The sequence below is a fragment of the Nocardia goodfellowii genome, assembly GCF_017875645.1.
GTDB classification, from domain to species: domain Bacteria; phylum Actinomycetota; class Actinomycetes; order Mycobacteriales; family Mycobacteriaceae; genus Nocardia; species Nocardia goodfellowii.
Map to the genome: position 1 here is coordinate 7,289,096 of NZ_JAGGMR010000001.1, position 24,667 is coordinate 7,313,762.

Consider the following 24,667-nt stretch of genomic DNA (forward strand, 5'->3'; position numbering starts at 1 on the left):
AGCACCACTCCGACAGGGGTTCGCTCCGCACTGCCTCTCGGTCACGCGCGACCCCGGACAGCGACCGTCAGGCGAGATAGGAAGTGTCGTTGACCAAGCGGACGGAGGCGCCGCCGTCGGGGTAGAACTCGGCGATGGACAGCGAGGCCAAATCCAGATGCAGGCGATAGAGCAGCGACGGTCCGACACCGAGCGCCAATTGCAGCAGCGTCTTGATCGGGGTGACGTGGCTGACGACCACGATGTTCTGTCCGGGGTACGCCGCCACCAAGTCCCGGCGGACGGCTTCGACACGCTCGCGGACCAAGTCGAAGCTCTCCCCGCCCGGTGGGGTCACCGAGGTATCACCGAGCCAGCGGGCATGCCGTTCCGGATCCTGTTGCGACGCTTCGGAAAACGTGAGCCCTTCCCAGTCACCGAAATCGGTTTCGATCAGTCCGTCCAGGACGCGCACCGGGACATCCAACGCGGCCGCGGCCGCCTCGGCGGTTTCGCGGGCCCGCCCGAGCGGCGAGCTGACCACGGCGGCGATACCACCTTTGGCCGCAAGCATTTTCGCGGCTCGCGCGGCCTGCTCCCGGCCCAACGCGGTCAGCGGCGGATTGCCGCGACCCGAATACCTGCGCTGCACCGAGAGTTCCGTCTGCCCGTGCCGCAACAGCAGCATCCGGGTGGGGCGGCCGACGGCTCCGGTCCAACCGGGGCTGGCAGTCGCCGGTTCGGGTGGGTTCACGGCCATTTCGAGTTCGTCGGGATCGGGTGCGTTCACGCCCGTGTCGAGTTCGTCCGGTACAGATGGCGAAACACGGTCGGCCACTGCCGGTTTCGACTCGACCGCCTCGACTGGGCTCGGCGCTGCGGCCGGTGTGCGTCCGGACACCCGGTACTCGTCAGCTGAACCGCTGTGCCCGGCAGCGCGTGCCGCGTGCACCTCATCGATCAGTGGCGCGTCATCCATAGCCTGGTTGGCCAGCCGGTCGGCATACGAATTCTCGGCCCGCGGAATCCATTGAAAGCTCACCCGCTCGAAACCGGCCACCAACCGCCGAGCCCGATCAGCCAGCGGAATCATGGCCGCGTGCTTGACCTTCCAACGCCCGGCCATCTGCTCCACGACCAGCTTGGAGTCCATCCGCACCTCCACGGTGCGCGCCCCCAATTCGGCCGCGGCTTCCAAACCCGCGATCAGCCCGCGATACTCGGCGACATTGTTCGTTGCGACGCCCAGGCTTTCGCGCCGCTCGGCCAGCACAGTCACATGATCGGCGGCGAAAACAACAGCCCCGTAACCCGCCGGCCCAGGATTGCCGCGCGACCCGCCGTCGGCCTCCACGATCACATGCGCGTTGTTCACCAAGCCTCCTCGCCGTCCCATACACCTACCGATGTCGACCCCAGTAGAGCCAACCACAGTCGCCACCACCGACCCGGCACCCACTCCTCGGCCGCGTATCGGACGCTCTCCAGGGCCCGCAGTCACCGGCCGAGCGGCCGCATGAAAAGCCGCACTACCCACCGCAGGTCTGCTGCTTGCGCGCGCTCGGCCCAAGGTTTCGTTGGGCGCGGATCGGGTCAGGGCCGGATTCCTCGGTACACACCGTAATCGCGCCGCACTCCCGGCAATCGGACGCAGGCTAGAGGCCGGATCTCTCGGTCGGCACCATAATCACGCCGCACGTTACTCGCCGGGCAATCGGCCAAGGCACGGGTCAGACTCGAATGCATCTGTCTGCACCACAATCGCAGCGTGCTCCGGCAGTCGGCCCGAAGCGCGGGTCAGATCAGGGGCTGGATTCGTTACGTTCGTACGCCCCATGATCACGCCGCACTCCCGGCAATCCAGCGGAGGCCCGGGTCAGGTCAGAGGCCGGATTCCTTCGTACGCACCATGATCGCGCCGCACTCCGGGCAGCGAACCACCGATTCGGGGGCGGCCTTGGCGATGCGGGCGATCTCGCCGCGGTCCAGTTCGATGCGGCAGGCGCCGCATTTGCGGGCCTGCAAGAGGGCCGCGCCGACGCCGTTCTGGATGCGCTGCTTGTCGTAGACGGTCAGGAGTTCGGCCGGGAACAGCTGCACCAGTGCGGTTCGGTCCTGGTCGCAACGGGCTTGCGCCACATCGAGGTCCGCGAGCGCCTCGTCACGCAGGCGCTGGGCGTCGGACAGTTCCTGTTCGGTCTTGCTGAGGCGCGCGCCGGCGTGGTCATGGTCCGACGCCGAGGCTTCACGGCGCTCCATCACCTCGAGCAGTTCGTCCTCCAGCACCGAACGACGCCGCTCGAGGCTGCCCAGCTCGTGCTGGATCTCCGAAAGCTGCTTAGCGGCAACGTTTCCCGAGCTCAGCATGGCCCGGTCGCGTTCCTCCCGCTTACGGACGGCGTCGACCTCGCCTTCCAGCTTGCGGATATCCCGGTCGAGATCGTCGATCTGGATTTCCACCGCCACCGCGGCGTCCTTGTGCTTGTTCCGCTCCGCCTCCAGCCGCGCCACCTCCTGCTGCTCGGGCAGAACGGTGCGCCGATGCGCGATCCGCGTCAGCTCGGCGTCGACAGCGGCGAGCTGGAGGAGCTTGGCCTGGACCGGTGGTTCGACATTCAACGCGGGGAAACTCCTGAACGCTATGGACGGGTGGGCGGCATCCGGACGCCGCAGGCGGCGAATGCCAAGGCTCCACGGTACCCCGGTGCGAACGGGTTGACGGCCATTGCCCGTGCCCAGCCCGGCCACCCCCGCCCCCGACCAAGCGGCGATCAGCTGCGGGAATGCGTCCGATGCCGGTCAGCGGCCGGATTTCGGTTTACGATCAGCACTGGATCGACTTCTAGGGGGTTAACCGTGGCCTGGTCGCACTGCGCTGACCACAGCGCCCGCAACAGCTGACGTTACGCACCCGCTTCGGCCGAAATACTGGAACCGGGTGCGGGGCGGGTGCGTCATATAGTTACGGAGGGGAACAATCAACGCCTACGCCAGGAGAGACATGCGTATCGCCTACGTCCTACGGACCGTACTGGCTGGAGCCGCTGTGGTGGGGCTGGCTGTTGGGTGCGGGTCGGGGAAGTCTGTGGAGGGGACGGCCCAGCCGACCACCCGGGACATCGACAAGATCGAAGTGTGGAACCCGTGCACACAGCTGACTGACGAAGCTCTGCGGTCCGCGCGGGTAGATCCGACCACAAAGAGCGTTATCACCGACGCTGCGCAGGGGCCGACTTCATGGCGCGCCTGCCAATGGCAGGCGACCGAGCTCCCGTATTTCGTGTCAGTGTTGTCGACCAGTCACACCCAGGATGAGTCCCGCGCGAATCCGAAACTGAAGAATTTCCGTGACGTCACAATCGGACCTCGGAAAGCCCTGATCTACCAGGAGAAATCCGAACCAAGTGCCGATGGATGTTACGTCAGCCTTCCTGCCGAGCAGGGCATGGTCGAGGTAAGAACCGGCAAGCGGCAGACGAAGCCGATAGCGGCGGATCCGTGTGACCTCGCGGTCGGCCATGCAAAGAATCTCGAACCATATCTACCGAAGTAACTAGTTGTGAGCCTACGCTGCCTTGGCTCAACCCAATGGGAGGGAAACCAGTGGGAGATACAGATCTCCAGAGCCAGAAGAACAACTGGCAGACACTAAAGACACAGGGCCTCGCGGGCGAATTCAAAATGGACAGCGATATAGGGGAGGCATTGAGAAAACGCTGTGAAACCTTTGCGACCGCGCTCGAGCAGCTCAAGGACAAGGCTAAGGCACTCGATCACCTTTCGGGTTACGGCACCCTCCCCTCTGCCATCGCATTGCAGGGAAAGTTCGAGCAGAAAGCTGCCGGACAAGACTCCGCCGTGAAGCGGATCGAGCAGCACATCGAAGTCGTCGCGTTGATGCACGACGCGTACGCTGCCGCGATCGGCAAGATCACTCAGGCAGATCAATCCGCCGCGTTGGCCACAAAGCAGCAGACCGAAGAGGTGAAGTAATGATTCCCTTCATCGCCGCTGGCGCCGCGATTGCGGGGATCACCGGCATCGGTGTCGGTATAGACGGCCACCAACAGTCGGACAGCCAGAACGACGGCGAACGAGGCGAACGTTCCAAAGCCAACCAGGAGTGGAGTGGCGACCGGAGCATCATCAATAACGAGTACAGCAAGCTGACGGGCACCTACAACGTTCCGGACAACATCAAGGTGCTCGTCGGCGATGCGAACGAGGCGTTCAAGACCTGGGATCATCAAAAAATTTGGGATGCACTCAACAATGAGAAGGGTGTTAAGTCATCCGACATCAATGCTGGTGCTGACGGCTGGCGCAACCTTGTAACTGGCACCAACGAGGCGGTCGCGGCATTCAAGCAAGGCGTCGAAAAGGACATCAACGAGAAGTGGGCGGGTAAGGCGGCGAATGCCGCCATGGAAAGCACCAAGACCTACATCACCGAAACCGAAAAGCTGTCAACCGCGTTCCAACAGGTCGCCAATAGTATCGATCTCTTCCAGGGCTATATCGTCCAAGCTCAGCAGTCCGTCACACAGCCGAAAGAAGTCTCTACTGTCGGCGAGATCGTCGGCCACATTCCCGGCAACGGCGTGCTGAAGCTAGAAAAGCACCGCGCGAACGAGGCCGCCGCCAACGCCCAGGACATCATGGAGTCCATTTACAAGCCGGGCGCGCAGAAGGTCGATGGACAGACTCCGAAGCTCCCGGAGCCGTACAGCACGGTCACCCAAAACCCTAACCAGGGCCCCTCAGGCGGTCCCACGGGTGGCCCAACCGCAGGTCCCACAGGCGGCCCAACCGGCGGCCCCACGGGCAGCCCGACCGGCACCCCGACCGGTTCGCCTGTCGGCACCCCCACCACCCCGGCGAACACCGAGTCCCCGACAAGCCCGCAGTCGACAGGCGTCCCGACCACCGGCGTCCCGACCACCGGTGTCCCGACGACCGGCGTCCCCACCACTCCGGCCACGACCAACGTGCCGAGTTCGAACGTCCCCACTACCGCCGTCCCCAGGACCGGCACCCCTGGCTCGGGTGTCCCGAGGAGCGGGACCGGTACTCCATCGACCACCGCGACACCGGGCACTCCCAGAACGGTGTCCGCTGTCCCTGGCACCAATACGGGCGCCGGGTCCGGCGCCAATAGCAAGGGCACCGGGTCCGCTGCTGGGCGCAATGGCATGCCGGGCATGGGTGGCATGGGTAATCGGGGCGGGCAAGGGCAGGACGACGACGAGCACAAGATCCCGGACTATCTGATTCAGGACCGCGAGACCGAGTTGCTCGGCATACAGCCGCGCGTGCTCCCGCCCGGCGGCGTTATCGGCGGCTGAGTCAGATCACTGCGAAGGTTCGAGAACTACACATGAGTGAACTACGTTGGCAGCTGGACGGACTCGCGTTCGACGTGCTGCTGGAGTCGGTGGGCCGCGACCGCTGGCCGTACCCGTTGAGTTTCCAGCCACCGTTCATGGAATGCCACGACGATTGGGAGTACGCCCGCAAACTGGCGGCCGGGCGGGTGCAGGCGGTGTTCGGCGAACGGCTGTATCAGGCGATGGTTGTGCTGCTGGAGCCGCAGGTTCGCATCGAGATCCACGGCTTCTACGGTCCGGAGCTGTCGCAGGTGGTGCGGCTGCACGCGGGCATCGTGGGCCGGGACGCGGTGCTGGCCGTGCAGCAACCGGGGCCCGATCCCCAGCACGGCCGTGATGTCGTGCTGACGATGGGTAGCGCGCACCTGCTGACCTCGGAGATCGTCGCGAAATTGCCGCGCTGCCAAGCGGGTTCGCATCCGCCGTTCGGCGCGCGCCGTTCCGATCTGGCGGAGACGGACTACACCGGCTATTCGATGCGCCCCTCTCCCGGCCAGCAACTGAACCGGTTCTTCCGGCGCCCGCGCACGAGTCTCGGCGAGATCACCGTCTACCCGAGCATCGCCTACGACGCCCGCCCGACCCGGGACGGTCACGCTTTCCACTGGCTGGATTATCCGGACGACGGCCGCTATCTGCTGGTCAACCACAACGACAACGATCTCAGCGTCACGCCGGGCCCGACCGAGGAGTTGCTGCGCCAATTGCAGTACCGCATCGAAGCCTGTCAGCGCTCCCGCACCAACGCCTGGTAGCGCCGATCAGTCGGGCTTGCGGACCTTGATGGCGTCGCGGGAGATGTAGACATCCCACTCCCCGGGCACCGCGATGACGGCATTGGCGTAGGCCGAACGCACGAACGGATCTGTCCACCAGTCACCTTCGCGCATATCGTCGAAGAAGTCCTGGTCGCTGCCGTTGAGGAAGATGTGGCGCTGGGTGGTCGGCTCGCCGTCGGTGCGCTGACCGTAGAGTCGGCTCACTTTGTACCCGGAGTGGAAGCCGAGGGCGTTGACCCAGGGTTCCAGTTCCACGATATTGGCCTGCATCGCCCACTGGTCGCCTTGGACGAGGTACTTCTCCCGCCGGTCCGGTTCGTCGTCCTGACCGTAGAGGGTGAGGTCGACTTCGAGCTGATGCTCTTGTCCGGGAACTTCGTTCACCACCACATGCGCGGCTTTGATCTCTCCGCTCAATCCGAGGTAGGTCTGCATGAGCGTGGCGAACCACAGCAGCACCACCGCGACCACGAGCAGCACCAGGCCGACCGACCCGCGGCCGAGCAGCATCCGCATGCCGCCGACCCGGCGCACCTTGACCAGCGCGGACACCAGTAGCGCCAGGCCCAGCACGATGAGCAGGATCATCGTGATCTGCACGACCCCGAAGTCCACAGAGAAGTTCATGCGCTGGTTATACCCCCATCCGAGCGGTCAATTCCCCCGATCGCGGTAAGGCGAACTCGCCAGCGCCACTTGATACTTCATGCGACTGACGTTCGGGGGTTTCAACCGGGGCCAACGGGACATTCGAAGATCGTGTTCGACAGATTCACGCTGGAACGCGTCACGGTCGGCGAGGTCACCCTACGCGTGCGGCACGGTGGCCACGGCTCGCCGCTGTTGCTCTTACACGGTCACCCGCGGACACACACCACCTGGCACCGCGTCGCCCCGCTGCTCGCGCGGCACCGCACCGTCATCTGTCCCGATCTGCGCGGCTATGGCGAATCCACCGTCGTCCCTACGACGCCCGACCACGCGCCCTACTCGAAACGCGCGATGGCCGCCGACATGCTCGCCCTCATGCGGCACTTCGGACACGAACGTTTCGCTGTCGCGGGGCACGATCGCGGCAGCTACGTCGCACTCCGCCTGGCCCTGGACCATTCGGACGCGGTCACCGCGCTGACCGTGATGGACTCGGTCCCGATCGCCGAGGCTCTTGCCCGCTGCGACGCCAGATTCGCACAGGCTTGGTACCACTGGTTCTTCTTCGCCCAGCCCGAAACCCCCGAACGCGTCATCAACGCCGATCCGGACGCTTGGTACGCCTCACCGCACAACACCCCGGAAGCGATGGGTGACAAGAACTACGCCGACTTCCATCGCGCCATCCACGACCCATCGACGGTGCGCGCCATGCTCGAGGACTATCGCGCCGGTCTCGGCATAGACCGCGCCCACGATGACGCCGATCGAGCCGCGGGTCGTCGCGTCACCTGCCCCGCCCAGGTCCTGTGGAGTACCAAGGACGACCTGGAGTACCTCTACGGCGACGTCCTCGACGTCTGGCGTCCCTGGGCCACTTCCTTGGTCGGCACCCCTATCCCCTCCGCTCATCACATGGCCGAGGAAGCGCCTAGCGAAGTGGCGGAAGCTATTTCAGGATTTCTGAATTCCATCGCATCGGTACCGCGGAGCACCTAGCGCGGTGGACTTTCGCGTACACCAGGCGCGGCTACACTTTTCAGCGCGACACGCTGACGCATGCCGCTCCCTCCGATAGCGCCTGCGGGCTCAGACGGTCATCGCAACACCTCATCGAGCGCTTCCGATGCGTCGGGCAGCGGACGGACCCGGACACGATGGTGGCTGTCCGCGCCTTTGCCCGCTACTTCCCTCAGTCGCCCGCGCTGACCGTCCACGGATCGGTGCGCAGCGTACTGACCCGGGTTTCCAACCCCGGTAACGCATTCCGCACGATCGCCTCGGCCTGACCGCACCAGGGGAACTCGGTGGCCCAGTGGGCGGCATCGACGAGGGCCGGTCCGCCCGCGCGCAGGTGTTCGTCGGCGGGGTGATGACGCAGATCGGAGGTGACGTACGCGTCGACACCGAGTGCTGCGACCTTGCCCAGGTAGGAGTCTCCCGCACCACCGCACACGGCGACGGTCTGGATCATTCGCTCCGGGTCACCGGCCGCACGGACGCCCCACACGGTCTGCGGCAGTGCGGCGCCAACCCGAGCGGTGAAGTCCCGCAACGTCTCCGGTTGCGGGAGTGTGCCGACGCGGCCGATACCGAGCCCCGAGGGCAGGGCCGCCCGTTCGGTGACGTGATAAGCGGGCTCCTCGTATGGATGCGCGGCACGCAGGGCGGCCAGCACGGCGGCGCGAGCCGAGGGTGACGCGATGACCTCTATTCGATCTTCTTCCACGTGCTCCAGGTCGCCGACCGATCCGATCGCCGGGTTCGCCCCCGCGAGTGGCCGGAACTGTCCGAGACTTGCTGTCCGCGAAGCACATTCGCGGTAGTCACCTTGGCCGCCGGCACCGGCGTCGAACAGCGCCGACAGCACCTGATCGGTATGCGTGCGGGGCACTTGGATGACCCAACTGTCCACGGCGGCGGTCGGTTTCGGATCCAACGGACCGGTCACAGTGAGTCCGAGGGCTGCCGCGAGGGCATCCGATACGCCCGGATCGGCGGAGTCGGCGTTGGTGTGTGCCGAGAACAGTCCGCATCCCGAGCGGATAAGCCGGTGCAGCAGTGCGCCTTTCGTCGTGTTCGCGGCCACCGAGTCCACACCGCGCAACAACAGCGGGTGGTGCACCACCAACGCCTGGGCTCGCCAGCCGATCGCCTCGTCGACCACGTCGGCGGTGGCGTCCACCGCGAACAGCACCCGGGTCACCTCGTCCTCGGGGTCCCCGCACACCAACCCGACCGAATCCCACGCCTCCGCCAGCTTCGGCGGATACGCCGCATCCAGTACCTCGATGAGTTCCGCCAGCGTCGTCACCGTTCACCTTTCGTCGATTCGCTTACACCCCGACAGCTCCGAGCCGTTCCACCGGTAGCTACTAGCGCAACATCAGCCAGTCGGCACCGAACTCGAACCCTGCCATATCAGCCGCGCTACCCAACCGGTCAACCCTCGCTCAGGTGCCGATCGGCACGACCGGCTGCGCAGCACCCCGGGTGCAGCGAAACCGCATCGCGTTCCGCTGTTCACAGACCCGCCGTCCGAATCGCCATGATTAGCCGATCCACCTCGGCACTGCCTCGCACGGCAACCCGGAGATGATCCGAGCCGAGTCCGGGAAAGGTGTCGGCGCGGCGGACAGCGATCCCTTGGGCTGCCAGATGCTTTCTCAGCAGCTCGCCATCGGTGACACGCAGCAGCAGGAACGGGCCGTGGGCCGGGGTGTGCACCGCTATCCCGGCCTCGGTCAGCCGATCGATCATGGAAGCACGCTCCACCGCGATTACCGCCGCCCGGCGCTGCGCTTCGTCCACCGCACCGGGTTCGGCGGTGGCGACGATCGCCTCCAATTGCAGTGTCCCGAGCGGCCAATGCGCGCGACCATGATTCAACCGTGCCAAAACCTCGGGCGCGCCGAGGAAATACCCGCAGCGCAACCCCGCCAGTGCCCACGTCTTGGTCAGGCTGCGCAGCACCAGGACGTCGGGAGCTCGCAGGCTCGCCAGCGATTCCGGTTCCCCGACAATCGCATCGGTGAACGCTTCGTCGACGACCACGATGCGGCCCGGGCGGCGCAGTGCGTGAATCGCCGCCGCGGGATGCAGCACCGAGGTCGGATTGGTGGGGTTGCCGAGCACAACGAGATCGGCGTCGTCGAGAACCACCGCCGACTCCAGCCGGTACGGCGGAGCCAGCAGCACCCGATGCACCGGCACCCCCGCCTCGCGCAACGCCAGCTCCGGCTCGGTGAACGACGGATGCACCACGGCCGCCGAGCGCGACGCCAGCTTCGGCAGCATCGCGAATCCCTCGGCGGCGCCGGCCAGCAGCAGCACCTCGTCCGGATCGCGACCGTGCCGAGCCGCCACGGCGATCCGCGCGGCGGCGTCCTCGGCGGCGCTCGGATACCGGCCCAGCGCGTCCAGCCGGGCGGCCAACCGCTCCCGCAACCAGGGTGGCGGGGCGCTGCCCTGCACGTTTACGGCGAAATCGAGCATGCCCGGCATGGCGTCCACGTCACCGTGGTGACGCAACCGCAGGTGATCGACGCTCTCTTCGGGCACGGATTCACCGTAGTAGGTCACTCCTCGGGGAGCGGAATCAATTCGAGGTGCTCGGGGGCGGTGGCGCAGCCGCGACCGGCCATCAAGGTCACCGCGTCACCGCGCGCGATCAGCCATTCACCGCACACACAGCGGAGATAGCGAACGGAACGGTGCGAGGACACGTGCATCGGTGAGGGCCAGGAGCAGGACGGGCACGTGGGGGACATGGGTGCCAAGCCTGAGTAACGACCGCTCGGAATGCAATCATCGCGGCGGCGTGGCGCGGCACCGATGCATCCGCAGCCGCGACACGCGGTGACACACCGGAGAAGTGGCGCGATGGCCGGCCGCGATCGCTCAGCGGGAGCGCTCGGTGGTGGCCGGAGGCACAACGAGGCACCCCGGGGTGGGCGCGGCAGGCGCCGACCCGACACAATGGCTGTCGTGGGTGAGCTGCACATATCGTTCGTCTGTACCGGCAACATCTGTCGTTCGCCGATGGCGGAGAAGATGTTCGCGCACCATCTGCGCCGGGCCGGGCTGGACGACCGGGTGCGGGTGAGCAGCGCGGGCACCGGTTCCTGGCACGTCGGTGACGACGCCGACCCGCGCACCACCGCCACCCTGCGTCGCCACGGCTACCCGGTCGGCCATGTCGCCGCCGTACTCGGTCCCGATCATCTGTCGGCCGACCTGCTCGTCGCGCTCGATCGCACCCATGAACGCGCGCTCGCGCACCTCGGCGTCCCGTCCGAGCAGCGGGCGCTGCTGCGCGGTTTCGATCCCGACGCCGACAGCCCCGACGTGGCCGACCCCTACTACGGCGACACCACCGATTTCGAAATGGTTCGTACCCAAATCGAAGCGGCCGTCCCGGGTCTGCTCGACTGGGTGCGCGCCGAACTTCCCGACGGGCCCCGCTGATGCGCAAACTCACCTTCCTACTGCGCCCCAGCTGGGTCATCCTGGGCGTGATCGTCGCCGCCTTCGCCTACCTGTGCTTCACCGTGCTCGCCCCGTGGCAGCTCGGCAAGAACACCGCCACCGAACACCGCAACCAGTTGATCGCCGACTCGGTGCGCGCCGATCCGGTCGACATCACCACCGTCCTGACCCAGCAGGACGGCCACACCGAATGGCGGCGCGTCACCGCCGAGGGCAGTTACGTCCCCGACTCCACGGTCTTGGTGCGCTTGCGTCATCTCGACGGCGCGCCCGCCTACGCCGTCCTCGCCGCCTTCAAACTGACCGACGGCCACATCCTGCTCGTCGACCGCGGGATGATCGCCGGTCTGAACGGCACCTCCGCCCCGCCCCCGATCCCCGCCGCACCCTCGGGACCGCAGCGCCTCGAGGGCCGCGTGCGCACGTCCGAGGGCGTAACCCCGGGCAGAGATCCACTTACCCAAGACGGCTACCGCCAGGTCTATTCGATCGACGTCACCCAGGAAGCCACCGTCCTCGCCCAGCCCATCACGCCCATCCCCACCGGCGAAGACCGCGGCGGTTACCTCCAGCTCTCCGAGAACCAGCCCGGCGCATTCACCCCCACCCCGCTCCCCCAACTCGATGCGGGCCCCTACCTCTCCTACGGCCTGCAATGGCTCGCCTTCGGCCTGATGGCTCCCCTCGGCCTCGGCTACTTCGTCTACGCCGAACTGCGCGAACGCCGCAGGGAACGCGCCCCCTCACCTGAGCCGACGACAAGCCCCACTGATCCTGCGGAATCCGAAACTTCGCCCCGCGCAAGCGATCCCGGCCCAGCGAAGCCTACGACCGAAGCTCGCCTAGCCGACCGCTACGGCCGTCGCTGATCAATTCGCGAAGACTGATCTGCCGCCCCGGCCCTCGCCGGGTGGAGTTGCAGCGGCAGTTAGCCGGCCGAAAATTCGGACCGGCAGCTCGAGTCCGATACCTCCGCTGTCAGCCGGTGCGAAGCAGCGCCGCTGCGGCCGCGCTGAGGGCGGCGGCGAGTTGGACGGCTTCCGAGAGGCGGACGGCGCGGCGGAGGTCGGGGACATGTGGGGGTGGGCCTGCGCCGAGGGTGGGGCGGAGTTCGGTGCCGTAGCGGTATTGGGTGCGGCCGCCGAGTTGGATGCCGAGGGCGCCGGCCATGGTGGCTTCGGCGACGCCGGCGTTGGGGCTGGGGTGTTTGGCGGCGTCGCGTTGCCAGGCGCGGATGGCGTCGCGGGGGCTGCCGCCGACGATCGGAGCCAGCGCCGCGGTGAGGACTCCGGCGACGCGGGCGGGCAGCAGGTTGGCGACGTCGTCGGTGCGGGCGGCGGCCCAGCCGAAGGCGCGGTAGCGGTCGTTGCGGTAGCCGATCATCGCGTCGAGGGTGTTGACGGCGCGATAGCCGAGCAGGCCGGGGACACCGGCGAGCGCGCCCCAGACCAGCGGGGCGACGGTCGCGTCCGAGGTGTTCTCGGCGATGGATTCCAGTGCGGCGCGGGCTAATCCGTCGGCGTCGAGCACCGCGGGGTCGCGGCCGCACAGGGAGGGCAGCAGCGCGCGGGCACCGTCGATATCGCCGGATTCGAGCCGATCGGCCATGTCCCGACCGGTGCGCGCGAGGCTCCGCCCGCCCAGTACCGTCCACGTCGCGAGCGCCGTCGCCACTATCCCGCCGCGCCGCAGCGCATACCCGAGCCCGACGATCGTCCCCACCGCGACAGCCTCGTGCACCACCCCATTGAGCCGCCGATCGGCATAGGTCACCGACTCCAAAGCGCTTGCCGCCGAACCGAACCCGGCCACCGGATGCCAGCGTTGCGGATCCCCCAGCGCACGATCCAACGCGAATCCGAGCACCAGCCCGGCCGCGGTCACAGTTCCCCTACGCACCTGCCGAGGGTAACGACCACCGCTCCCCTGGCCCCTCCCAACCCCCGAAGCTCTCGCCGACTATTCCTGTCGGCCCCCGACCCGATCGCACCTGCTCCATCGGCATAGTGCCGCCGATGACGATCGCGGCGAAGTTGCCAAAGACCGACCGGTTGGTTGAGATGAAAGGTAGCTACGGCCGCCAGAAGACGGGATGTCACACTTCCGGGCCGTGCGTCGTCATCTCGATGACGATGAACACGACAGGCCCGCCGGGGCCGACCGACCGAACGGCGAGGAACCAGTGAGTACCGAGGCACCGACTCCCGAACCGATCGACGCCGCCCAGTTGGCGCGGCAGTTCGAGGAGCATCGCCCTTATCTGCGGCGGCTGGCCTACAGCACGCTGGGCAGCCTCACCGACGCCGACGACGTGGTGCAGGAGGCGTGGTTGCGGCTGCACCGCCAGCACGAGGCGGGCAAGGCGGGCGAGATCGACAGCCTGCGGGCCTGGCTCACCACCGTCACCGGACGGCTCGCCCTCGACTACCTGGGGTCGGCCCGGGTCCGCCGCGAGCAGTACGTCGGTGAGTGGCTGCCGGAGCCCGAGGTCACCACCTGGGACGACCCGGTCGACCGGCTCTCGCAGGACGAGCGGGTCACCACCGCGCTGCTGGTGGTGCTGGAATCGCTCTCTCCCGCCGAGCGCACCGCGTTCGTGCTGCAGGACGTGTTCGGCATGAGCGGCCCGGAGGTCGCCGAAGTGGTGGGCCGCACCCCGGCCGCGGTGCGGCAGTTGGCATCTCGTGCTCGCAAGCACGTAGAGAACGGCACCCCGCGCTTCCCCGCCTCACCGGATGAGCAGGAGAAGGTGGTGTCGGCGTTCGCGCTGGCCTGGCGCTCCGGCGATCTGAGTGCCTTACTCGGAGTATTGGATTCGAAGGTCAGCCTCACCGCCGACGGCGGCGGCAAGGTGCCCGCCATCCGCAAGCCGGTGCAGGGCGCGGAACTGGTGGCGAAGCTGCTGCTCGGCTGGTATCACGCACCGTCCGCGCACGGTGCGTGGGGCCGCGCGGTGCTGGTCAACGGCCACCCCGGTCTGGTCGTCTTCGACGGGAACCACACCGGCGTCTTCTCTTTCACCGTCGATGCCGGGCGCATCGTGGCCATCGACGTCGTCCGCAACCCCGACAAGTTGCACGATCTCCCCACCGAAGGCGATCCCAACTTCTTCCTGCGCGGCGAGTAGGTCTCGAAACCCCCTGGCCCAGGGAACAATTCGGGCTTCCCGCGGGATCAGCGGGCGCTGCCGCCGGCGGCGCCCGCTGATTCTGTTGATTCGACAGGTAGCGGCGGTTTGTCTACCATCGCGGCGAATCATCAACCAACGATCGGGGATTCATGCAACAGCAGCAGCCGGTGGGACAGCAGAGTTATCCGGAGCAGTCTGCACCGCGACCCGACACCGCGCTGCTGATCGAGACGACCTTCCGCTGCGACAGCGCCACCGCCACCCGCCTGAGCCGCGCCGCCGCGCTGATCGCCTGGCGTCTGCCGGTTCGCTGGGGCCTGCTGCTCGTGCTCCCCGTCTTCCTGTTGACCCGCAACACCATCCACTGGCTCGCTCGAGGCGGCAGTACCACACCCGGTGAAATCGCCGGCGCGGCCTTTGCCGTGCTGGCGGTCGAACTGGTCGCCGTCGGCGTCCTCACCGCGGTCCGGATGAACCGGCCGACGGCGAATATCAAGGCATACAGCTTCTCCGGCGCCCGCATGTCCGCGCAATACACCCGGGACGCGATGGAGCTGAACCTGGTCACCCAATCGCTCACGCACCGTTACCGCGATATCCGCAAGGTCATCACCGCCGACGACGTGGTGTACCTCCAGCCGGTCAACACCAACGGCTACGTCTTGCCGCGCGAACTGGTTCCCGACACCGCGCTCACCCTGCTCCGGAGCGCCCAGAACTGGTCACCCGCCGATCCCTTCCCGTCCGGTAGCTGAACTCAGGCCTGCCCGAACTCGAAGTCCGCCACGTCAGCCAGATCCGACAGCGTCATCAACCGGTGCAATGGCCGCACACCCGCGCCGCAATTCCTCACCCGCCGGACCGCCTCGGCTGCCAGCAGGGCGGTAGCACGCGACTGATTGCGGCCGCGCGCCCACCGAGCGGGCCCGGATCCGGGACGTGCCAGCACCAACCACTGATCGGTGCCCGGGAAGTGCAGGCCTCGCGGCATGTGGGCCGCACCTGGTAACCAGGTCAATGCCGCCAGTCCGGTCGTGGCGAGGCGGGAGTCGACGGCGAAGTAGGTGTGTACCGGCACGCCGAGTTCGCGGGTCAGTGTGTGCTGATCGGAGAAGTCGGCCCGGTACATCCGCCGCCGCCCGTGGCCCGGTAGCCGGAATGTCTTGGGACGGCTGAAGTTTCGGATGTTCCCGTCGTCGGCGTGGAATTCGCGACCGAGCAGGCCGTAGGTCCATGCCGTCGCGGCCGCGCCGTGCCGTTCACCGGCGCCGAGCAGTACCGCCAGGTCGATCGGCCCGCTCGTTTGCGCGTGCACCGCCACGGCCAGCAGATTCGTCAGCCCGGGAGCGAGCCCCACATCGACGATCACGGGGCCCGCTCGTTCGGTATCACGTAGTCGCGCAACATATTCCGCATTCGCGGTGATATCGATGAAAGCAGCGCCCGCAGCACCCGCCAACCGCGCCGGCTGGATGTCCTCGGTTCCGGCGGCATTGACGACAACGTCGACCTTCCCGAGCGCGGATCGGTAGGACTGCGGGTCATTCAGATCCAGCACGAGATCGGCGCGTTCCGGATCACGCCCGGCCACCACGACGGTGTCCCCGGCGGCCCGTAAACGAGGGACCAGGTGCCGACCCACCGCCCCGTACCCGCCCAGCACCAGCACCCTCATCGATTCACCCTTCGCTAGAGCAGCACTCCAGTGAGAGTTTCACTGAAGTGCCACTCCAGTCAAGTAGCATCTGCGCCATGACAGGGAAAGGAACCGGCGTCCGCGCGGCCCGGACGACGGCCAATCGCGCCCGAATGCTCACGGCGGCACGCGACCTGTTCGCCCGCCGCGGCTACACGGCCACAACCATGAAGGCCATCGCCGAGGAAGCGGGCATGGCGGTGCAAACGCTCTACTTCACCTTCGCTACGAAGCGCGCCATCCTGTCCGAACTGCTGGACATCGAAATCGCCGGCGACACCGAACCGATCGCCACCATGGAGCGTCCCTGGTTCGCCGCCGCCGTCGCGGCCACACCGGCCGAGCAGATCAAGCTCCAAGTCGAGGCGGCGGCAACGATTCTCGGGCGCGTCAGCCCGCTGCTGGAGGTCATCCGTTCGGCCGCCGCGACCGACCACGAACTCGCCGAGCTCTGGCAGACCAACCTCGCGCAGCGGCACCTCGTGCAGCAACGTCTCGCCGAGGCCTTGGCCGCGAAAACCCCATTGCGTACCGATGTCGAGACCGCCGCCGACATCGGCTCGGCCGTGCTCGCCCCCGAGACCTATCACCTGCTTGTCCACGAACGCGGATGGTCGCCCGCGAAATGGACCTCCTGGGCTATCGACGCCCTTACCCGGCAACTGCTGCCGTGAGTGTTCAGCCGGCGTCGAGCACGCTGGCGGGCACCCCATAGGGCAGGAAACGGACGCGCCGCCGATCATCGGTGTTGTCGCGATGGGCACGCAGTGCTTCCAGCTCGCTCGGGAAGACCTGGTCGACCCGCGCCGCGCCGTCATCGTCGAGGGTGTAGATCACCCAGGCCCCGCTGCCGGTCTCCCCGGTGGTCGGCCCCTCCGGTTTCGGCGCGCTCGGGCGCTCCGGCTGGACGAACTGGCCGAGCAGCGAGGCCAGCGTGTTGAAGCTGGTGCGGTCGATGTACTGACTGGCCTGTTCGAGCTTGTCCCGGAATTCTCCGCCTACCTCGCGCAGCGCGCGTTCGAAGTCTTCCGGATCGATCCCGAACGGTCCATTGTTTGCCATGCCCTCAGTGTCCTCGCGCATCGCGGATTTCGCCACGTCGCTCGATCCCGGCGGTCCGACAGGCCGCGAAATGGGGGAATTCGGGTGCGGCACGCCTCAGATCTCGACCTCGCGTCCGAGCGGCGGAATCCGCAACTGCGCTGCGCGGCCCGCGTATCCGAAGGTGCGGGCCAAGTAGTCGAGGGTTTCGCTGAAGTGCGCCCAGCCCTCGGCGTGCACCGGCACGATCACGGCATCGCCCAGCTTCGCCGCGGCCTGTACCGCGGTGCGCGCGTTCAAGGTGAGGTCGGTATCACCGAAGCGGCCCGGATTAGCCGCACCGACGAACAGAATCGCGATATCGATCCGGCCGATCCGCTCGGCGATCTCGCCGACCAGCTCGACCGAGGCGTTGTCTCCGGACACGTATACCGTCGGCTCCCCGTCCGCCCGCAGCACGAAACCGGTGACGATACCGGTGACCGGTTCGCAGCCTTCGGGGCCGTGCAGCGCCGGTACCGCCGTCACGGTCACCGGACCGATCGTCGCGGTCTCCCATTTGGTCATGCCGCGCACACCGTCGATCCGCTCGGCGGCATCCGGCGTGGACAGGACGGTCCCCGCCGAACGCAGCAGTTCCCGGCCGGAATTGTCGAGGTTGTCCGCGTGCTGGTCATGCGACAGCAGCACCACGTCGATGGGGCCGAGCTGCTGCACCGGCACCGCGGGACCGGTGAGTTTGTGCAAGGTGACCGGGCCGGGGTAGTCGCCCGGCTCGTCGAAAGTGGGGTCGGTGAGCCAGGTCAGCCCGCCGTACCGGAAGCGCAGCGTGGGGCCGCCGATGTGCAGGGCTTGCAGGCTGGTGCGTTCGATCGTCTCGGTCATGAGAACGATCCTGCGCGGCGGCGCGGCCACGGAACAGTGGCCCGCGAGTCACGCTACGCTAAGATCGGGCCATGCATTCCGTGGCCGTTCTCGCCTTCGACGGCATCAGCCCGTTCCACCTGTCCGTGCCCACCTTGGTGTTCGGTCGCGTCGGCGCCGGTGATCCGAGCGGCCCCTACGAAGTTCAGGTGTGCGCCGAGAACCCCGGAAATCTCAGCACCCCAGCCGGTTTCGATATCCACGTGCAACACGGCCTGGAGATCTTCGAGCACGCGGACACTATTGTCATCCCGAGCTGGATCCCCGGCGCGGGCATCTCCCCCGGCTTGCACACCGCGCTCAATCGGGCCCACGCCAACGGTGCCCGCGTCGTCGGCCTGTGCCTCGGCGCCTGGGCCGTGGCGGCCAGCGGCTTGGCCGACGGACGCGAGATCACCACCCACTGGGCCTCCGCGGACGAGCTGGCCCGCGCCTACCCCGCGATCGAGGTCCGCGCCGACACACTCTGGTCCGATCTGGGCGACCTCATCACCTCCGCGGGCGTCGCCGCCGCCCTGGACTGCTGCCTGCACCTGGTCCGGCACGACCTGGGCAGCCGCGCCGCCACCGAACTCGCGCGCGCCCTGGTCACCGCACCGCACCGCAGCGGCTCGCAGGCCCAGTACATCCCCGTCGCCGTCCCCGACGCCGCCGACGACGATCCCATCGAACACGCGATGCTCTGGGCCCGAACGCATCTCGGCGATCCGATCGATCTGGACAGCTGGGCCGCCGTCGCCGTGCTGTCGCGCCGCACCTTCACTCGCCACTTTCGCGATCGCACCGGCACCAGCCCACAACAGTGGCTGCTGCTACAGCGCACCGACCGCGCCCGCCTGTTGCTGGAGACCACCGACGACACCGTAGACCGCATCGCCGCCGATACCGGTTTCGGCACCGCCGTCAGCCTGCGGCACCACTTCCACCGCATCCTCGGCACCAGCCCCGCCGCCCATCGCGCCCTGTTCCGCCGCACCTCGGTGGCCTGACCGCAGTCCGCGGCACGATAGGTTGCCAAGCATGATGATCGAGATCGGCGGAGTGGCGCCGGAGATTGACGACCAGGCGTGGCTGGCCCCGACCGCGACCGTGATCGGGCGGGTGCGCCTGGCCGCCGAGGTGAGCATTTGGTACAACGCGGTGTTGCGCGGCGATCTGGAGGACATCAGCGTCGGAGCCAAGACCAACATTCAGGACGGCTGCGTGCTGCACGCCGATCCCGGGATGCCGCTGACCGTCGGCGCGGGAGTTTCGGTGGGGCACAACGCGATTCTGCACGGGTGCACGATCGGTGACGACGTGCTGGTCGGCATGGGCGCGACGGTGCTGAACGGCGCGGTGATCGGGGCGGGCAGCCTGATCGCGGCCAACGCCCTGATCCCGGAGGGCGCGCAGATTCCGCCGGGCTCGCTGGTGGCCGGCGTTCCCGGCAAAGTTCGCCGCGAGTTGACCGAACCCGAGCTCGATCGCATCCGGCTCAACTGCGCGGTCTACCTGCACAACATGGCGAGCCACCGGGACGCAAAGGTCTTGTGAAGATTGGTGTGAGACAGCCCACACTGATCAATCGTCCAGTAAGAACCACTGATAACATTTTGCCTGCGTGCCCGGCGTCCCGGGGGCTCTTGCCGAGACGTTGAACCGTCCGCCCCGGGGACATATCTGGGCGAGGCGTGTATGGCAGGAGGTATCACGGTGGCGTACGGGGAACCGGTCGTTATGCACCGATCGAAGACGCGGTCCACGGGGGCGGCGGTCGCCGCGAGTGGCGGGCTGCGCAAACTCAGCGTGGCCGATATCGCGGCGCAGCCCGGAGGAATCGAAGCTCTCCAGCGCCGTGTGCACGAATTGCGTTCCAGCGGCATCGATTTCGCGGCCAACGCGATCGAGCAGGAGATGGCCGCCTTCGATTTACCGCGCGGTTAGGGCGATAGCGGACGCACGATCGACGGTGCCGGTGAAATAATGAATGCCCCGCACCAGCACCGTCGCTGCGGCACACCATCCGGCCACTGACTGGAGCCCCATGCCGAACGTCCCGTCCATCCTGCAGCGCATCCTCGAAAAGCCCGTGACCGACGGCGAGAAGCTGCTGGAAAGCGCCCTGTCGGCATTCCTGGACTTCGGGATCAAGCGCACCAGCATGGGCGAGGTCGCGCGCCGGGCCGGCATCAGCCCCGCCACGCTGTACCGGCGCTTCGAATCGAAGAACGATCTGGTCGAAGCGGTCGGCGTGCGCGAAGCGCAACGCTTCGTCGCCGAGATCGACAAGCGCGTCCAGGGCATCGAGGGCGGTCCCGACGAGCAACTGGTGGAGATCTTCGTCGCGTTCATCGCGGCCATCGCGGGCAACAAACTCCTGCGCCGCCTGGTAACCACCGAACCCGATCTGATCCTGCCCCGCCTCACCACCGACGCCGGCCCCATCCTCGCCGTCGGCCGCACCTACCTGGCCACGAAACTGCGCGAATTGCGCCCCGCGGACGGGGATTTCGACGCCGACCTGGTCGCCGAGGTGATGGCCCGGCTCGCGCACTCCCTGGCGCTGACGCCCGACGGCCTCATCCCCCTGTCCGACCCCGCGGCCGGGCGCGAATTCGCGCGCCGCACTCTGCTTCCCATGGTCGGCGTGCACGTCACCGCCTGACGCCCGTCAGCCCGCGAAGGCGAAGTCGACCCGTTCGTCGAGCGTGCGCTGCGCCTCCGCGTCCAGCGGGCGGCCGTCCACGAATTCGCCTACCAGGCCGATGATGTCGGACGACGCCCGCGAGCCGGGATCCGGCACCGGCAACCGCGAGACATACTGGGTGATCCAGCGCCGCCGCCCCGAGTACAACCGGTTGCCGCACACCGCATCGTAGAACCGCAGACCCAATCCCGAATTGGCCACGCCCATCAGCAGATACGCGATTCGCTCGGCACCGATATCGGCAAGGGACATCCAGTAGCAGTCCCCGTTCACCACAGCCCCGGACCGATCGAACGCGAAACGGGGCCGCACACTGATATCCGGAAACACCAGCTTCGGCACTTGCCACAAATGCGGCCGCTGCGGCACCCAGATCTCGAACCACTCCCGGCCGCCCTCGATCACATACTTCCGACCCGCCAGCAAGGCCCGATGTCTTCGCAAATACGTCGCAGCCCTGGGGAATTCGCGCAAATCCACTGGAATGCGGCGTGACTGGGTGGTGTCGTACGGATACAGCACCCGGGTATCGCGCGCCCGAGCGATCCGCCACGGCTCCAGATCATGATGCGTGATCAAATCGAACAGCAACTCCGGCTCCGGACACGGATCCACCTGCCGCCACCGATCAGAAATGAACACCCGATCCGCCGTCGTCTTGATCCCCACCCGAATTCGCGCCACCTCCCCGAACGTCTTCCACGTCCCCGCCTCAACTCCTACCAGCCATTCCTCCAACGCGGGCCGCGACATCCGCCACACCCCAGCACCCTGCGCCGCCGACGGGATCTCCGCGACAGCCGAATCACCCAGCCCGCCGCCGGAATTCAGATGCCGACGGTCGGTCGAAATCTGAACGGCAGCGGCAGCACCATTAGCCGGTTTACATAGGTGAGGACACGAGGCTGGTTCGCCATGAGCCGGGACAAGAGCAGCAGGCGGCACCACCGGAACTAGAGATTCCGGAGTGGATGTGTCGGGAGGCACGGCCGGAATTGCAGGCCCAGGGGTGGACGTGCCGGAAGGCACCGCCGAAACTACAGGCCCCGCGGTGAATGAGCCGGAAGGCACCATCGGAACTACAGAACCCGGAGTGATTGTGCCGGGAAGCAACGCCGGAAGGTGACAGGGCACGGCGGCGCGGCAGGAAGTTCCGGCAGGAGAACCATGTGGTGACCGGTCGGTGGATGGTTGGTCCGCTGAGGGTTTCGCGACAGCGGAGAACGAGTCGCCTGTCGACAACGTCCCTACCTCGACGACGAAAGTTCGCCCGTTGTGTCCGACCAGGCTGCCATAGTTCTGTGCGAGCGCTTCGAAAAGGTCGTGCCCGCCAGCGCTTTCGGGGACGTCGACCTGGTACGCCGACGCGTATCGGCATTCATCCACCACCACATCACGTCTGGCGATGGTGATCGCCGGTAGTACCGCTGCCTCGAAAAGTTTGGTGTCACCCAGGTCGTAGAGCTCTACCGGGGCCAGTTCGCGGCGCAGTATCGCGCGAATGTTGGCACCTGCCCTGGTCGTGAGAAAGCGGTTCGCGCAAAGTAATCCGAGCACTCCACCGGAGGTGAGCAGGCGCGGCGCGACCGCCACGAAGGGGTGAGTGAGGTCGATTCGGCCCGCCAGTCCGAACTTTTTGCTGAGCAGCCGCGCGGTGGCGCCGCCCAGCTGCTGCGTCCGCACGTACGGCGGGTTGGTGATGATCGCGTCGAAGGCCCCGTCCGGTAGGTGCGCTTCGGCGACGAGGAAATCGCCGCTGTGCCAGTCGATTTCGTCGTCGGCTCGGGAACGGGCCAGTTCGACCGCTGCGGGGTCGAGGTCGTACCCGGTCAGCTCCAGCCGCACGCCGGGTAACCGCTCGGCCGCTTCCCGGCGCACCGCCAGGAGCAACTCCCCGTCCCCGCATGCCGGATCCAGTACCCGCAGCACGTCACCGGGCGGCACATGCGCCAGCAACCGAGTCGCCAGAAAACGCGCCAGCGCGGGCGGCGTGTAATGCCGCCCATGCCGTTTGCGCTCCCGCGCCGCGCTCATGGGTGGGATTGTGCCCCAGGGACGCGGGTGCGCACTTCCGATATCAATCATCCGGAGACACGATCCGCGGGATATCCGACGGCGAGCGATACGCACGCACGATCCGCGGCGCGAGTTCGTGGCGGATGCAGTCGGCGTCTCCGCGGACCGAAAGTGTTCTGCCCGTTGCTATTCACGACTGCCGTCCCTCCTCGCGGTCCCGGAACAAGCGTCGGCGCGCCCGTTGAACCGGGCGCGCCGAAGCCGTCGACAGTGATCAGCGGGTGTGCGTACCGGTACCGCGGCCACGGGTGACCATCGCACCGACCGCGGTCACGATCGCGCCGACCACACCACCACCGGCGACTTGACCGAGCACCTGGCCGAAGTCCAGGCCGCTGCTGGTCGCCGCTTGGATGATGGCGCCGGTGATGCCACCGCCGACGGCGCCGAGAGCGCTGTTGCCGGCCATACCGAGGTTGCTCCTGGCGCCGGCGAGGTTACCGCCGATCAGTCCAGCGAGAAGTCCAAGAATCCATTCCATTGCTGTGCCCTCCTACTCAGTGGGTGAAGCGGCTAGTGCTTCGGATCGGAGTCGCTCTTGTCTTCCCGGCTGCGCTGATTCGCGCCGACGGCGTTGTTCTCGTAGGTGACGGACATCCCGACATCGGCGGCCTTGTCGTCGACGAACCCGTGCCGTCCGGTGGTCATCGGCGCGTCCTGCTCGCGTTCCACCATGCGCGGCGGAGTCGGCGGCTTGGGCGCTTCGTAGGCCGGACGCGTCGTGGTCCACGGCTGGGTCCTGGGCACATTGGGCGCGTTCGGGCCCTTGAACTCCGTCCTCGGGGCGGTGTACCGGGGCGGCTCCGGCGCCCGCGTCGTGGTGGTGGTCCGGGGAGCCACCGGCCGCGTCGCCACCGGGTGATCCACCCGGGTGTTGGTCGCCGGACGGCGACCCATCAGACCGAGCAGCGCACCGACGACCGCGGTGATGGCCAGACCGATCGGGACACCCCACCACCGGTTGATGCCCGAAGACGACGACGTGTCCGTGTCGACGGTCGGAGCGGCCACGTCGGGCGCCGGGTTGGGCATGTTGGGTGCGGGCGGAGCCGGCGGCACGGCCGGGGCCTGCATATTCGGCGCCTCGGCCTTGAACCCGGGCAGGGTCGCGGCCAGATCGGCCGGCACGGTGGTGGTGCCGTTCGCCTCGGACCACTGGATCTCGGTACCAGCGGGACCGGCGAACATGCCGGTCATCACGCCGTTGACATCGGTCATGTCCGCGGTCGGATAACCGAACGGGCCCGCCACCCCACCGCTCGCACGCCAGGCATCGAGGACCCTGCCCTCCACTACGTGCGAACCGTTCTGCGGGCTCCAATAGATCGCCGCGCCGCCTTCTTTGGCGAAGTTGTTGAACCGGCCGACACTGTCGCCGGTGCCGCTCTCGTCATTGGTCGGGAAGCCCAGCGAACCCTCCGGACCGCCCATCGCCTGATACTTCGCCAGGATGTCGCCGTACATCACCTTCGCGCCGGTGTCGGCCGAGTAGTAGATGTTGCAGCCCTGGTAGGCCCGCATGGCGCCACCGGCTACCTCGCTGGCCGCGCCGGTGGGCTGGCCACAGAAGGACCCGGCGCCGCCGAAATCGGAGTAGCGGGCGTCGATCTGCTGGTTGATCTCCTCCGACACCTGGGCGTGGGCGAACGGCGCCGCACCGAGCATCGCGCCCGAACTGAGCAGCACCATGCTGCCGAGCGCGAACCCGCGGGCACGCCAATCCTTCCGAGCACCGAGAACCATTGTCGCGGGGGCGAACTGAGTGAAATCTGACATCACCAAACTCCTTTGTCAGGGTTACGGATGTGCCTTCTGGTCGGTCTTGCC

27 protein-coding genes are annotated in these 24,667 nt (G+C 67.3%); 14 read left to right on the forward strand and 13 right to left on the reverse strand.

What is annotated here, in order from left to right:
- Positions 1 to 67: 67 nt before the first annotated feature.
- Positions 68 to 1,375, reverse strand: coding sequence for a bifunctional RNase H/acid phosphatase (locus tag BJ987_RS33760; protein WP_209897094.1), 1,308 nt, complete (start codon positions 1,373 to 1,375; stop codon positions 68 to 70).
- Positions 1,376 to 1,860: 485 nt separating this feature from the next.
- Entirely contained in the window at positions 1,861 to 2,598 is a 738-nt protein-coding gene (locus tag BJ987_RS33765) for a zinc ribbon domain-containing protein (RefSeq protein WP_209899543.1), read from the reverse strand.
- 382 nt (positions 2,599 to 2,980) lie between these two features.
- On the opposite strand from BJ987_RS33765, the gene BJ987_RS33770 reads away from it, so the two are divergent.
- From BJ987_RS33770 to BJ987_RS33785, 4 genes are read left to right on the forward strand one after another with little or no spacing between them, the layout of a single operon-like run.
- A complete protein-coding gene (locus tag BJ987_RS33770) occupies positions 2,981 to 3,532 on the forward strand; it encodes a DUF3558 domain-containing protein (RefSeq protein ID WP_209897095.1) in 552 nt (183 codons plus the stop codon).
- A 50-nt stretch (positions 3,533 to 3,582) separates the two neighbouring features.
- Entirely contained in the window at positions 3,583 to 3,972 is a 390-nt protein-coding gene (locus tag BJ987_RS33775; protein WP_245366254.1) for a hypothetical protein, read from the forward strand.
- Positions 3,972 to 5,324 (forward strand): PPE domain-containing protein, encoded by a 1,353-nt coding sequence (locus tag BJ987_RS33780; RefSeq protein WP_209897097.1) that lies wholly within the window; start codon positions 3,972 to 3,974, stop codon positions 5,322 to 5,324. Before BJ987_RS33775 ends, BJ987_RS33780 begins: the two co-directional genes overlap by 1 nt.
- 32 nt (positions 5,325 to 5,356) lie before the next feature.
- The gene (locus BJ987_RS33785) at positions 5,357 to 6,121 is read left to right on the forward strand and encodes an ESX secretion-associated protein EspG (RefSeq protein ID WP_209897098.1); all 765 of its coding nucleotides are present in this window, start codon (positions 5,357 to 5,359) and stop codon (positions 6,119 to 6,121) included.
- 6 nt (positions 6,122 to 6,127) lie between these two features.
- On the opposite strand, the gene BJ987_RS33790 is transcribed toward BJ987_RS33785, so the two are convergent.
- A complete protein-coding gene (locus BJ987_RS33790; RefSeq protein ID WP_209897099.1) occupies positions 6,128 to 6,772 on the reverse strand; it encodes a hypothetical protein in 645 nt (214 codons plus the stop codon).
- 132 nt (positions 6,773 to 6,904) lie between these two features.
- On the opposite strand from BJ987_RS33790, the gene BJ987_RS33795 reads away from it, so the two are divergent.
- Positions 6,905 to 7,795: an alpha/beta fold hydrolase gene (locus tag BJ987_RS33795; protein ID WP_209897100.1), complete on the forward strand. Its 891-nt coding sequence runs from the start codon at positions 6,905 to 6,907 to the stop codon at positions 7,793 to 7,795.
- A 193-nt stretch (positions 7,796 to 7,988) separates the two neighbouring features.
- On the opposite strand, the gene BJ987_RS33800 is transcribed toward BJ987_RS33795, so the two are convergent.
- The 3 genes from BJ987_RS33800 to BJ987_RS33810 all read right to left on the reverse strand — a co-directional run bounded on the left by BJ987_RS33800 (position 7,989) and on the right by BJ987_RS33810 (position 10,566).
- A complete protein-coding gene (locus tag BJ987_RS33800; RefSeq protein ID WP_209897101.1) occupies positions 7,989 to 9,110 on the reverse strand; it encodes a Nif3-like dinuclear metal center hexameric protein in 1,122 nt (373 codons plus the stop codon).
- A gap of 209 nt (positions 9,111 to 9,319) precedes the next feature.
- Positions 9,320 to 10,357, reverse strand: a complete 1,038-nt coding sequence (gene cobC / locus BJ987_RS33805) for an Rv2231c family histidinol phosphate aminotransferase CobC (protein WP_209897102.1) — start codon at positions 10,355 to 10,357, stop codon at positions 9,320 to 9,322.
- 17 nt (positions 10,358 to 10,374) lie between these two features.
- The gene (locus BJ987_RS33810; RefSeq protein WP_209897103.1) at positions 10,375 to 10,566 is read right to left on the reverse strand and encodes a hypothetical protein; all 192 of its coding nucleotides are present in this window, start codon (positions 10,564 to 10,566) and stop codon (positions 10,375 to 10,377) included.
- A gap of 208 nt (positions 10,567 to 10,774) precedes the next feature.
- Between BJ987_RS33810 and BJ987_RS33815 the strand changes: the two genes are divergently transcribed.
- Together BJ987_RS33815 and BJ987_RS33820 are read left to right on the forward strand one after the other, a co-directional pair.
- Positions 10,775 to 11,263, forward strand: coding sequence for a low molecular weight protein-tyrosine-phosphatase (locus tag BJ987_RS33815; protein ID WP_209897104.1), 489 nt, complete (start codon positions 10,775 to 10,777; stop codon positions 11,261 to 11,263).
- Positions 11,263 to 12,153: an SURF1 family cytochrome oxidase biogenesis protein gene (locus BJ987_RS33820; protein WP_209897105.1), complete on the forward strand. Its 891-nt coding sequence runs from the start codon at positions 11,263 to 11,265 to the stop codon at positions 12,151 to 12,153. Before BJ987_RS33815 ends, BJ987_RS33820 begins: the two co-directional genes overlap by 1 nt.
- A 109-nt stretch (positions 12,154 to 12,262) precedes the next feature.
- On the opposite strand, the gene BJ987_RS33825 is transcribed toward BJ987_RS33820, so the two are convergent.
- Entirely contained in the window at positions 12,263 to 13,183 is a 921-nt protein-coding gene (locus BJ987_RS33825; protein ID WP_209897106.1) for a cobalamin biosynthesis protein, read from the reverse strand.
- A gap of 283 nt (positions 13,184 to 13,466) precedes the next feature.
- On the opposite strand from BJ987_RS33825, the gene sigJ reads away from it, so the two are divergent.
- Together sigJ and BJ987_RS33835 are read left to right on the forward strand one after the other, a co-directional pair.
- Positions 13,467 to 14,411: an RNA polymerase sigma factor SigJ gene (gene sigJ / locus BJ987_RS33830; protein ID WP_307869837.1), complete on the forward strand. Its 945-nt coding sequence runs from the start codon at positions 13,467 to 13,469 to the stop codon at positions 14,409 to 14,411.
- 152 nt (positions 14,412 to 14,563) lie between these two features.
- A complete protein-coding gene (locus BJ987_RS33835; RefSeq protein ID WP_209897108.1) occupies positions 14,564 to 15,169 on the forward strand; it encodes a hypothetical protein in 606 nt (201 codons plus the stop codon).
- A 2-nt stretch (positions 15,170 to 15,171) separates the two neighbouring features.
- Here BJ987_RS33835 and BJ987_RS33840 read toward each other — a convergent pair whose 3' ends face one another.
- The gene (locus tag BJ987_RS33840) at positions 15,172 to 16,089 is read right to left on the reverse strand and encodes an NAD-dependent epimerase/dehydratase family protein (RefSeq protein ID WP_209897109.1); all 918 of its coding nucleotides are present in this window, start codon (positions 16,087 to 16,089) and stop codon (positions 15,172 to 15,174) included.
- A gap of 77 nt (positions 16,090 to 16,166) precedes the next feature.
- Here BJ987_RS33840 and BJ987_RS33845 point away from each other — a divergent pair, with 77 nt between their 5' ends.
- Positions 16,167 to 16,784, forward strand: coding sequence for a TetR/AcrR family transcriptional regulator (locus BJ987_RS33845; protein WP_209897110.1), 618 nt, complete (start codon positions 16,167 to 16,169; stop codon positions 16,782 to 16,784).
- Positions 16,785 to 16,788: 4 nt separating this feature from the next.
- Here the strand turns inward: BJ987_RS33845 and BJ987_RS33850 are convergent, their stop codons facing one another.
- Together BJ987_RS33850 and BJ987_RS33855 are read right to left on the reverse strand one after the other, a co-directional pair.
- On the reverse strand, positions 16,789 to 17,172 hold the full coding sequence (locus BJ987_RS33850; protein ID WP_209897111.1) for an Rv0313 family protein: 384 nt from the start codon (positions 17,170 to 17,172) through the stop codon (positions 16,789 to 16,791).
- 96 nt (positions 17,173 to 17,268) lie between these two features.
- Positions 17,269 to 18,036, reverse strand: a complete 768-nt coding sequence (locus BJ987_RS33855; protein WP_209897112.1) for an MBL fold metallo-hydrolase — start codon at positions 18,034 to 18,036, stop codon at positions 17,269 to 17,271.
- A gap of 71 nt (positions 18,037 to 18,107) precedes the next feature.
- Here BJ987_RS33855 and BJ987_RS33860 point away from each other — a divergent pair, with 71 nt between their 5' ends.
- The 4 genes from BJ987_RS33860 to BJ987_RS33875 all read left to right on the forward strand — a co-directional run bounded on the left by BJ987_RS33860 (position 18,108) and on the right by BJ987_RS33875 (position 20,722).
- On the forward strand, positions 18,108 to 19,064 hold the full coding sequence (locus tag BJ987_RS33860) for a GlxA family transcriptional regulator (protein WP_209897113.1): 957 nt from the start codon (positions 18,108 to 18,110) through the stop codon (positions 19,062 to 19,064).
- Between the two features lie 31 nt (positions 19,065 to 19,095).
- Positions 19,096 to 19,611, forward strand: coding sequence for a gamma carbonic anhydrase family protein (locus BJ987_RS33865; RefSeq protein WP_209897114.1), 516 nt, complete (start codon positions 19,096 to 19,098; stop codon positions 19,609 to 19,611).
- Between the two features lie 141 nt (positions 19,612 to 19,752).
- The gene (locus BJ987_RS33870) at positions 19,753 to 20,001 is read left to right on the forward strand and encodes a hypothetical protein (protein ID WP_245366255.1); all 249 of its coding nucleotides are present in this window, start codon (positions 19,753 to 19,755) and stop codon (positions 19,999 to 20,001) included.
- Positions 20,002 to 20,101: 100 nt separating this feature from the next.
- Entirely contained in the window at positions 20,102 to 20,722 is a 621-nt protein-coding gene (locus BJ987_RS33875) for a TetR/AcrR family transcriptional regulator (protein ID WP_209897115.1), read from the forward strand.
- Between the two features lie 6 nt (positions 20,723 to 20,728).
- Here BJ987_RS33875 and BJ987_RS37615 read toward each other — a convergent pair whose 3' ends face one another.
- The 3 genes from BJ987_RS37615 to BJ987_RS33895 all read right to left on the reverse strand — a co-directional run bounded on the left by BJ987_RS37615 (position 20,729) and on the right by BJ987_RS33895 (position 24,616).
- A complete protein-coding gene (locus tag BJ987_RS37615) occupies positions 20,729 to 22,798 on the reverse strand; it encodes an N-6 DNA methylase family protein (RefSeq protein ID WP_245366256.1) in 2,070 nt (689 codons plus the stop codon).
- A gap of 256 nt (positions 22,799 to 23,054) precedes the next feature.
- Complete coding sequence (locus BJ987_RS33890; protein WP_209897116.1) at positions 23,055 to 23,321, reverse strand: hypothetical protein; 267 nt, start codon at positions 23,319 to 23,321, stop codon at positions 23,055 to 23,057.
- A gap of 32 nt (positions 23,322 to 23,353) precedes the next feature.
- A complete protein-coding gene (locus BJ987_RS33895; RefSeq protein ID WP_209897117.1) occupies positions 23,354 to 24,616 on the reverse strand; it encodes an LGFP repeat-containing protein in 1,263 nt (420 codons plus the stop codon).
- Positions 24,617 to 24,667 lie beyond the last annotated feature (51 nt).

Excerpts from the sequence above, each read along its gene's own strand:
- BJ987_RS33760 (WP_209897094.1), bottom strand. The coding sequence starts at position 1,375 with ATGGGACGGCGAGGAGGCTTGGTGAACAACGCGCATGTGATCGTGGAG.
- BJ987_RS33770 (WP_209897095.1), top strand. The coding sequence starts at position 2,981 with ATGCGTATCGCCTACGTCCTACGGACCGTACTGGCTGGAGCCGCTGTG.
- BJ987_RS33780 (WP_209897097.1), top strand. The coding sequence starts at position 3,972 with ATGATTCCCTTCATCGCCGCTGGCGCCGCGATTGCGGGGATCACCGGC.
- BJ987_RS33785 (WP_209897098.1), top strand. The coding sequence starts at position 5,357 with ATGAGTGAACTACGTTGGCAGCTGGACGGACTCGCGTTCGACGTGCTG.
- BJ987_RS33790 (WP_209897099.1), bottom strand. The coding sequence starts at position 6,772 with ATGAACTTCTCTGTGGACTTCGGGGTCGTGCAGATCACGATGATCCTG.
- BJ987_RS33810 (WP_209897103.1), bottom strand. The coding sequence starts at position 10,566 with ATGTCCCCCACGTGCCCGTCCTGCTCCTGGCCCTCACCGATGCACGTG.
- BJ987_RS33815 (WP_209897104.1), top strand. The coding sequence starts at position 10,775 with ATGGCTGTCGTGGGTGAGCTGCACATATCGTTCGTCTGTACCGGCAAC.
- BJ987_RS33820 (WP_209897105.1), top strand. The coding sequence starts at position 11,263 with ATGCGCAAACTCACCTTCCTACTGCGCCCCAGCTGGGTCATCCTGGGC.
- BJ987_RS33835 (WP_209897108.1), top strand. The coding sequence starts at position 14,564 with ATGCAACAGCAGCAGCCGGTGGGACAGCAGAGTTATCCGGAGCAGTCT.
- BJ987_RS33840 (WP_209897109.1), bottom strand. The coding sequence starts at position 16,089 with ATGAGGGTGCTGGTGCTGGGCGGGTACGGGGCGGTGGGTCGGCACCTG.
- BJ987_RS33845 (WP_209897110.1), top strand. The coding sequence starts at position 16,167 with ATGACAGGGAAAGGAACCGGCGTCCGCGCGGCCCGGACGACGGCCAAT.
- BJ987_RS33850 (WP_209897111.1), bottom strand. The coding sequence starts at position 17,172 with ATGGCAAACAATGGACCGTTCGGGATCGATCCGGAAGACTTCGAACGC.
- BJ987_RS33855 (WP_209897112.1), bottom strand. The coding sequence starts at position 18,036 with ATGACCGAGACGATCGAACGCACCAGCCTGCAAGCCCTGCACATCGGC.
- BJ987_RS33860 (WP_209897113.1), top strand. The coding sequence starts at position 18,108 with ATGCATTCCGTGGCCGTTCTCGCCTTCGACGGCATCAGCCCGTTCCAC.
- BJ987_RS33865 (WP_209897114.1), top strand. The coding sequence starts at position 19,096 with ATGATGATCGAGATCGGCGGAGTGGCGCCGGAGATTGACGACCAGGCG.
- BJ987_RS33870 (WP_245366255.1), top strand. The coding sequence starts at position 19,753 with ATGGCAGGAGGTATCACGGTGGCGTACGGGGAACCGGTCGTTATGCAC.
- BJ987_RS33875 (WP_209897115.1), top strand. The coding sequence starts at position 20,102 with ATGCCGAACGTCCCGTCCATCCTGCAGCGCATCCTCGAAAAGCCCGTG.
- BJ987_RS37615 (WP_245366256.1), bottom strand. The coding sequence starts at position 22,798 with ATGAGCGCGGCGCGGGAGCGCAAACGGCATGGGCGGCATTACACGCCG.
- BJ987_RS33890 (WP_209897116.1), bottom strand. The coding sequence starts at position 23,321 with ATGGAATGGATTCTTGGACTTCTCGCTGGACTGATCGGCGGTAACCTC.
- BJ987_RS33895 (WP_209897117.1), bottom strand. The coding sequence starts at position 24,616 with ATGTCAGATTTCACTCAGTTCGCCCCCGCGACAATGGTTCTCGGTGCT.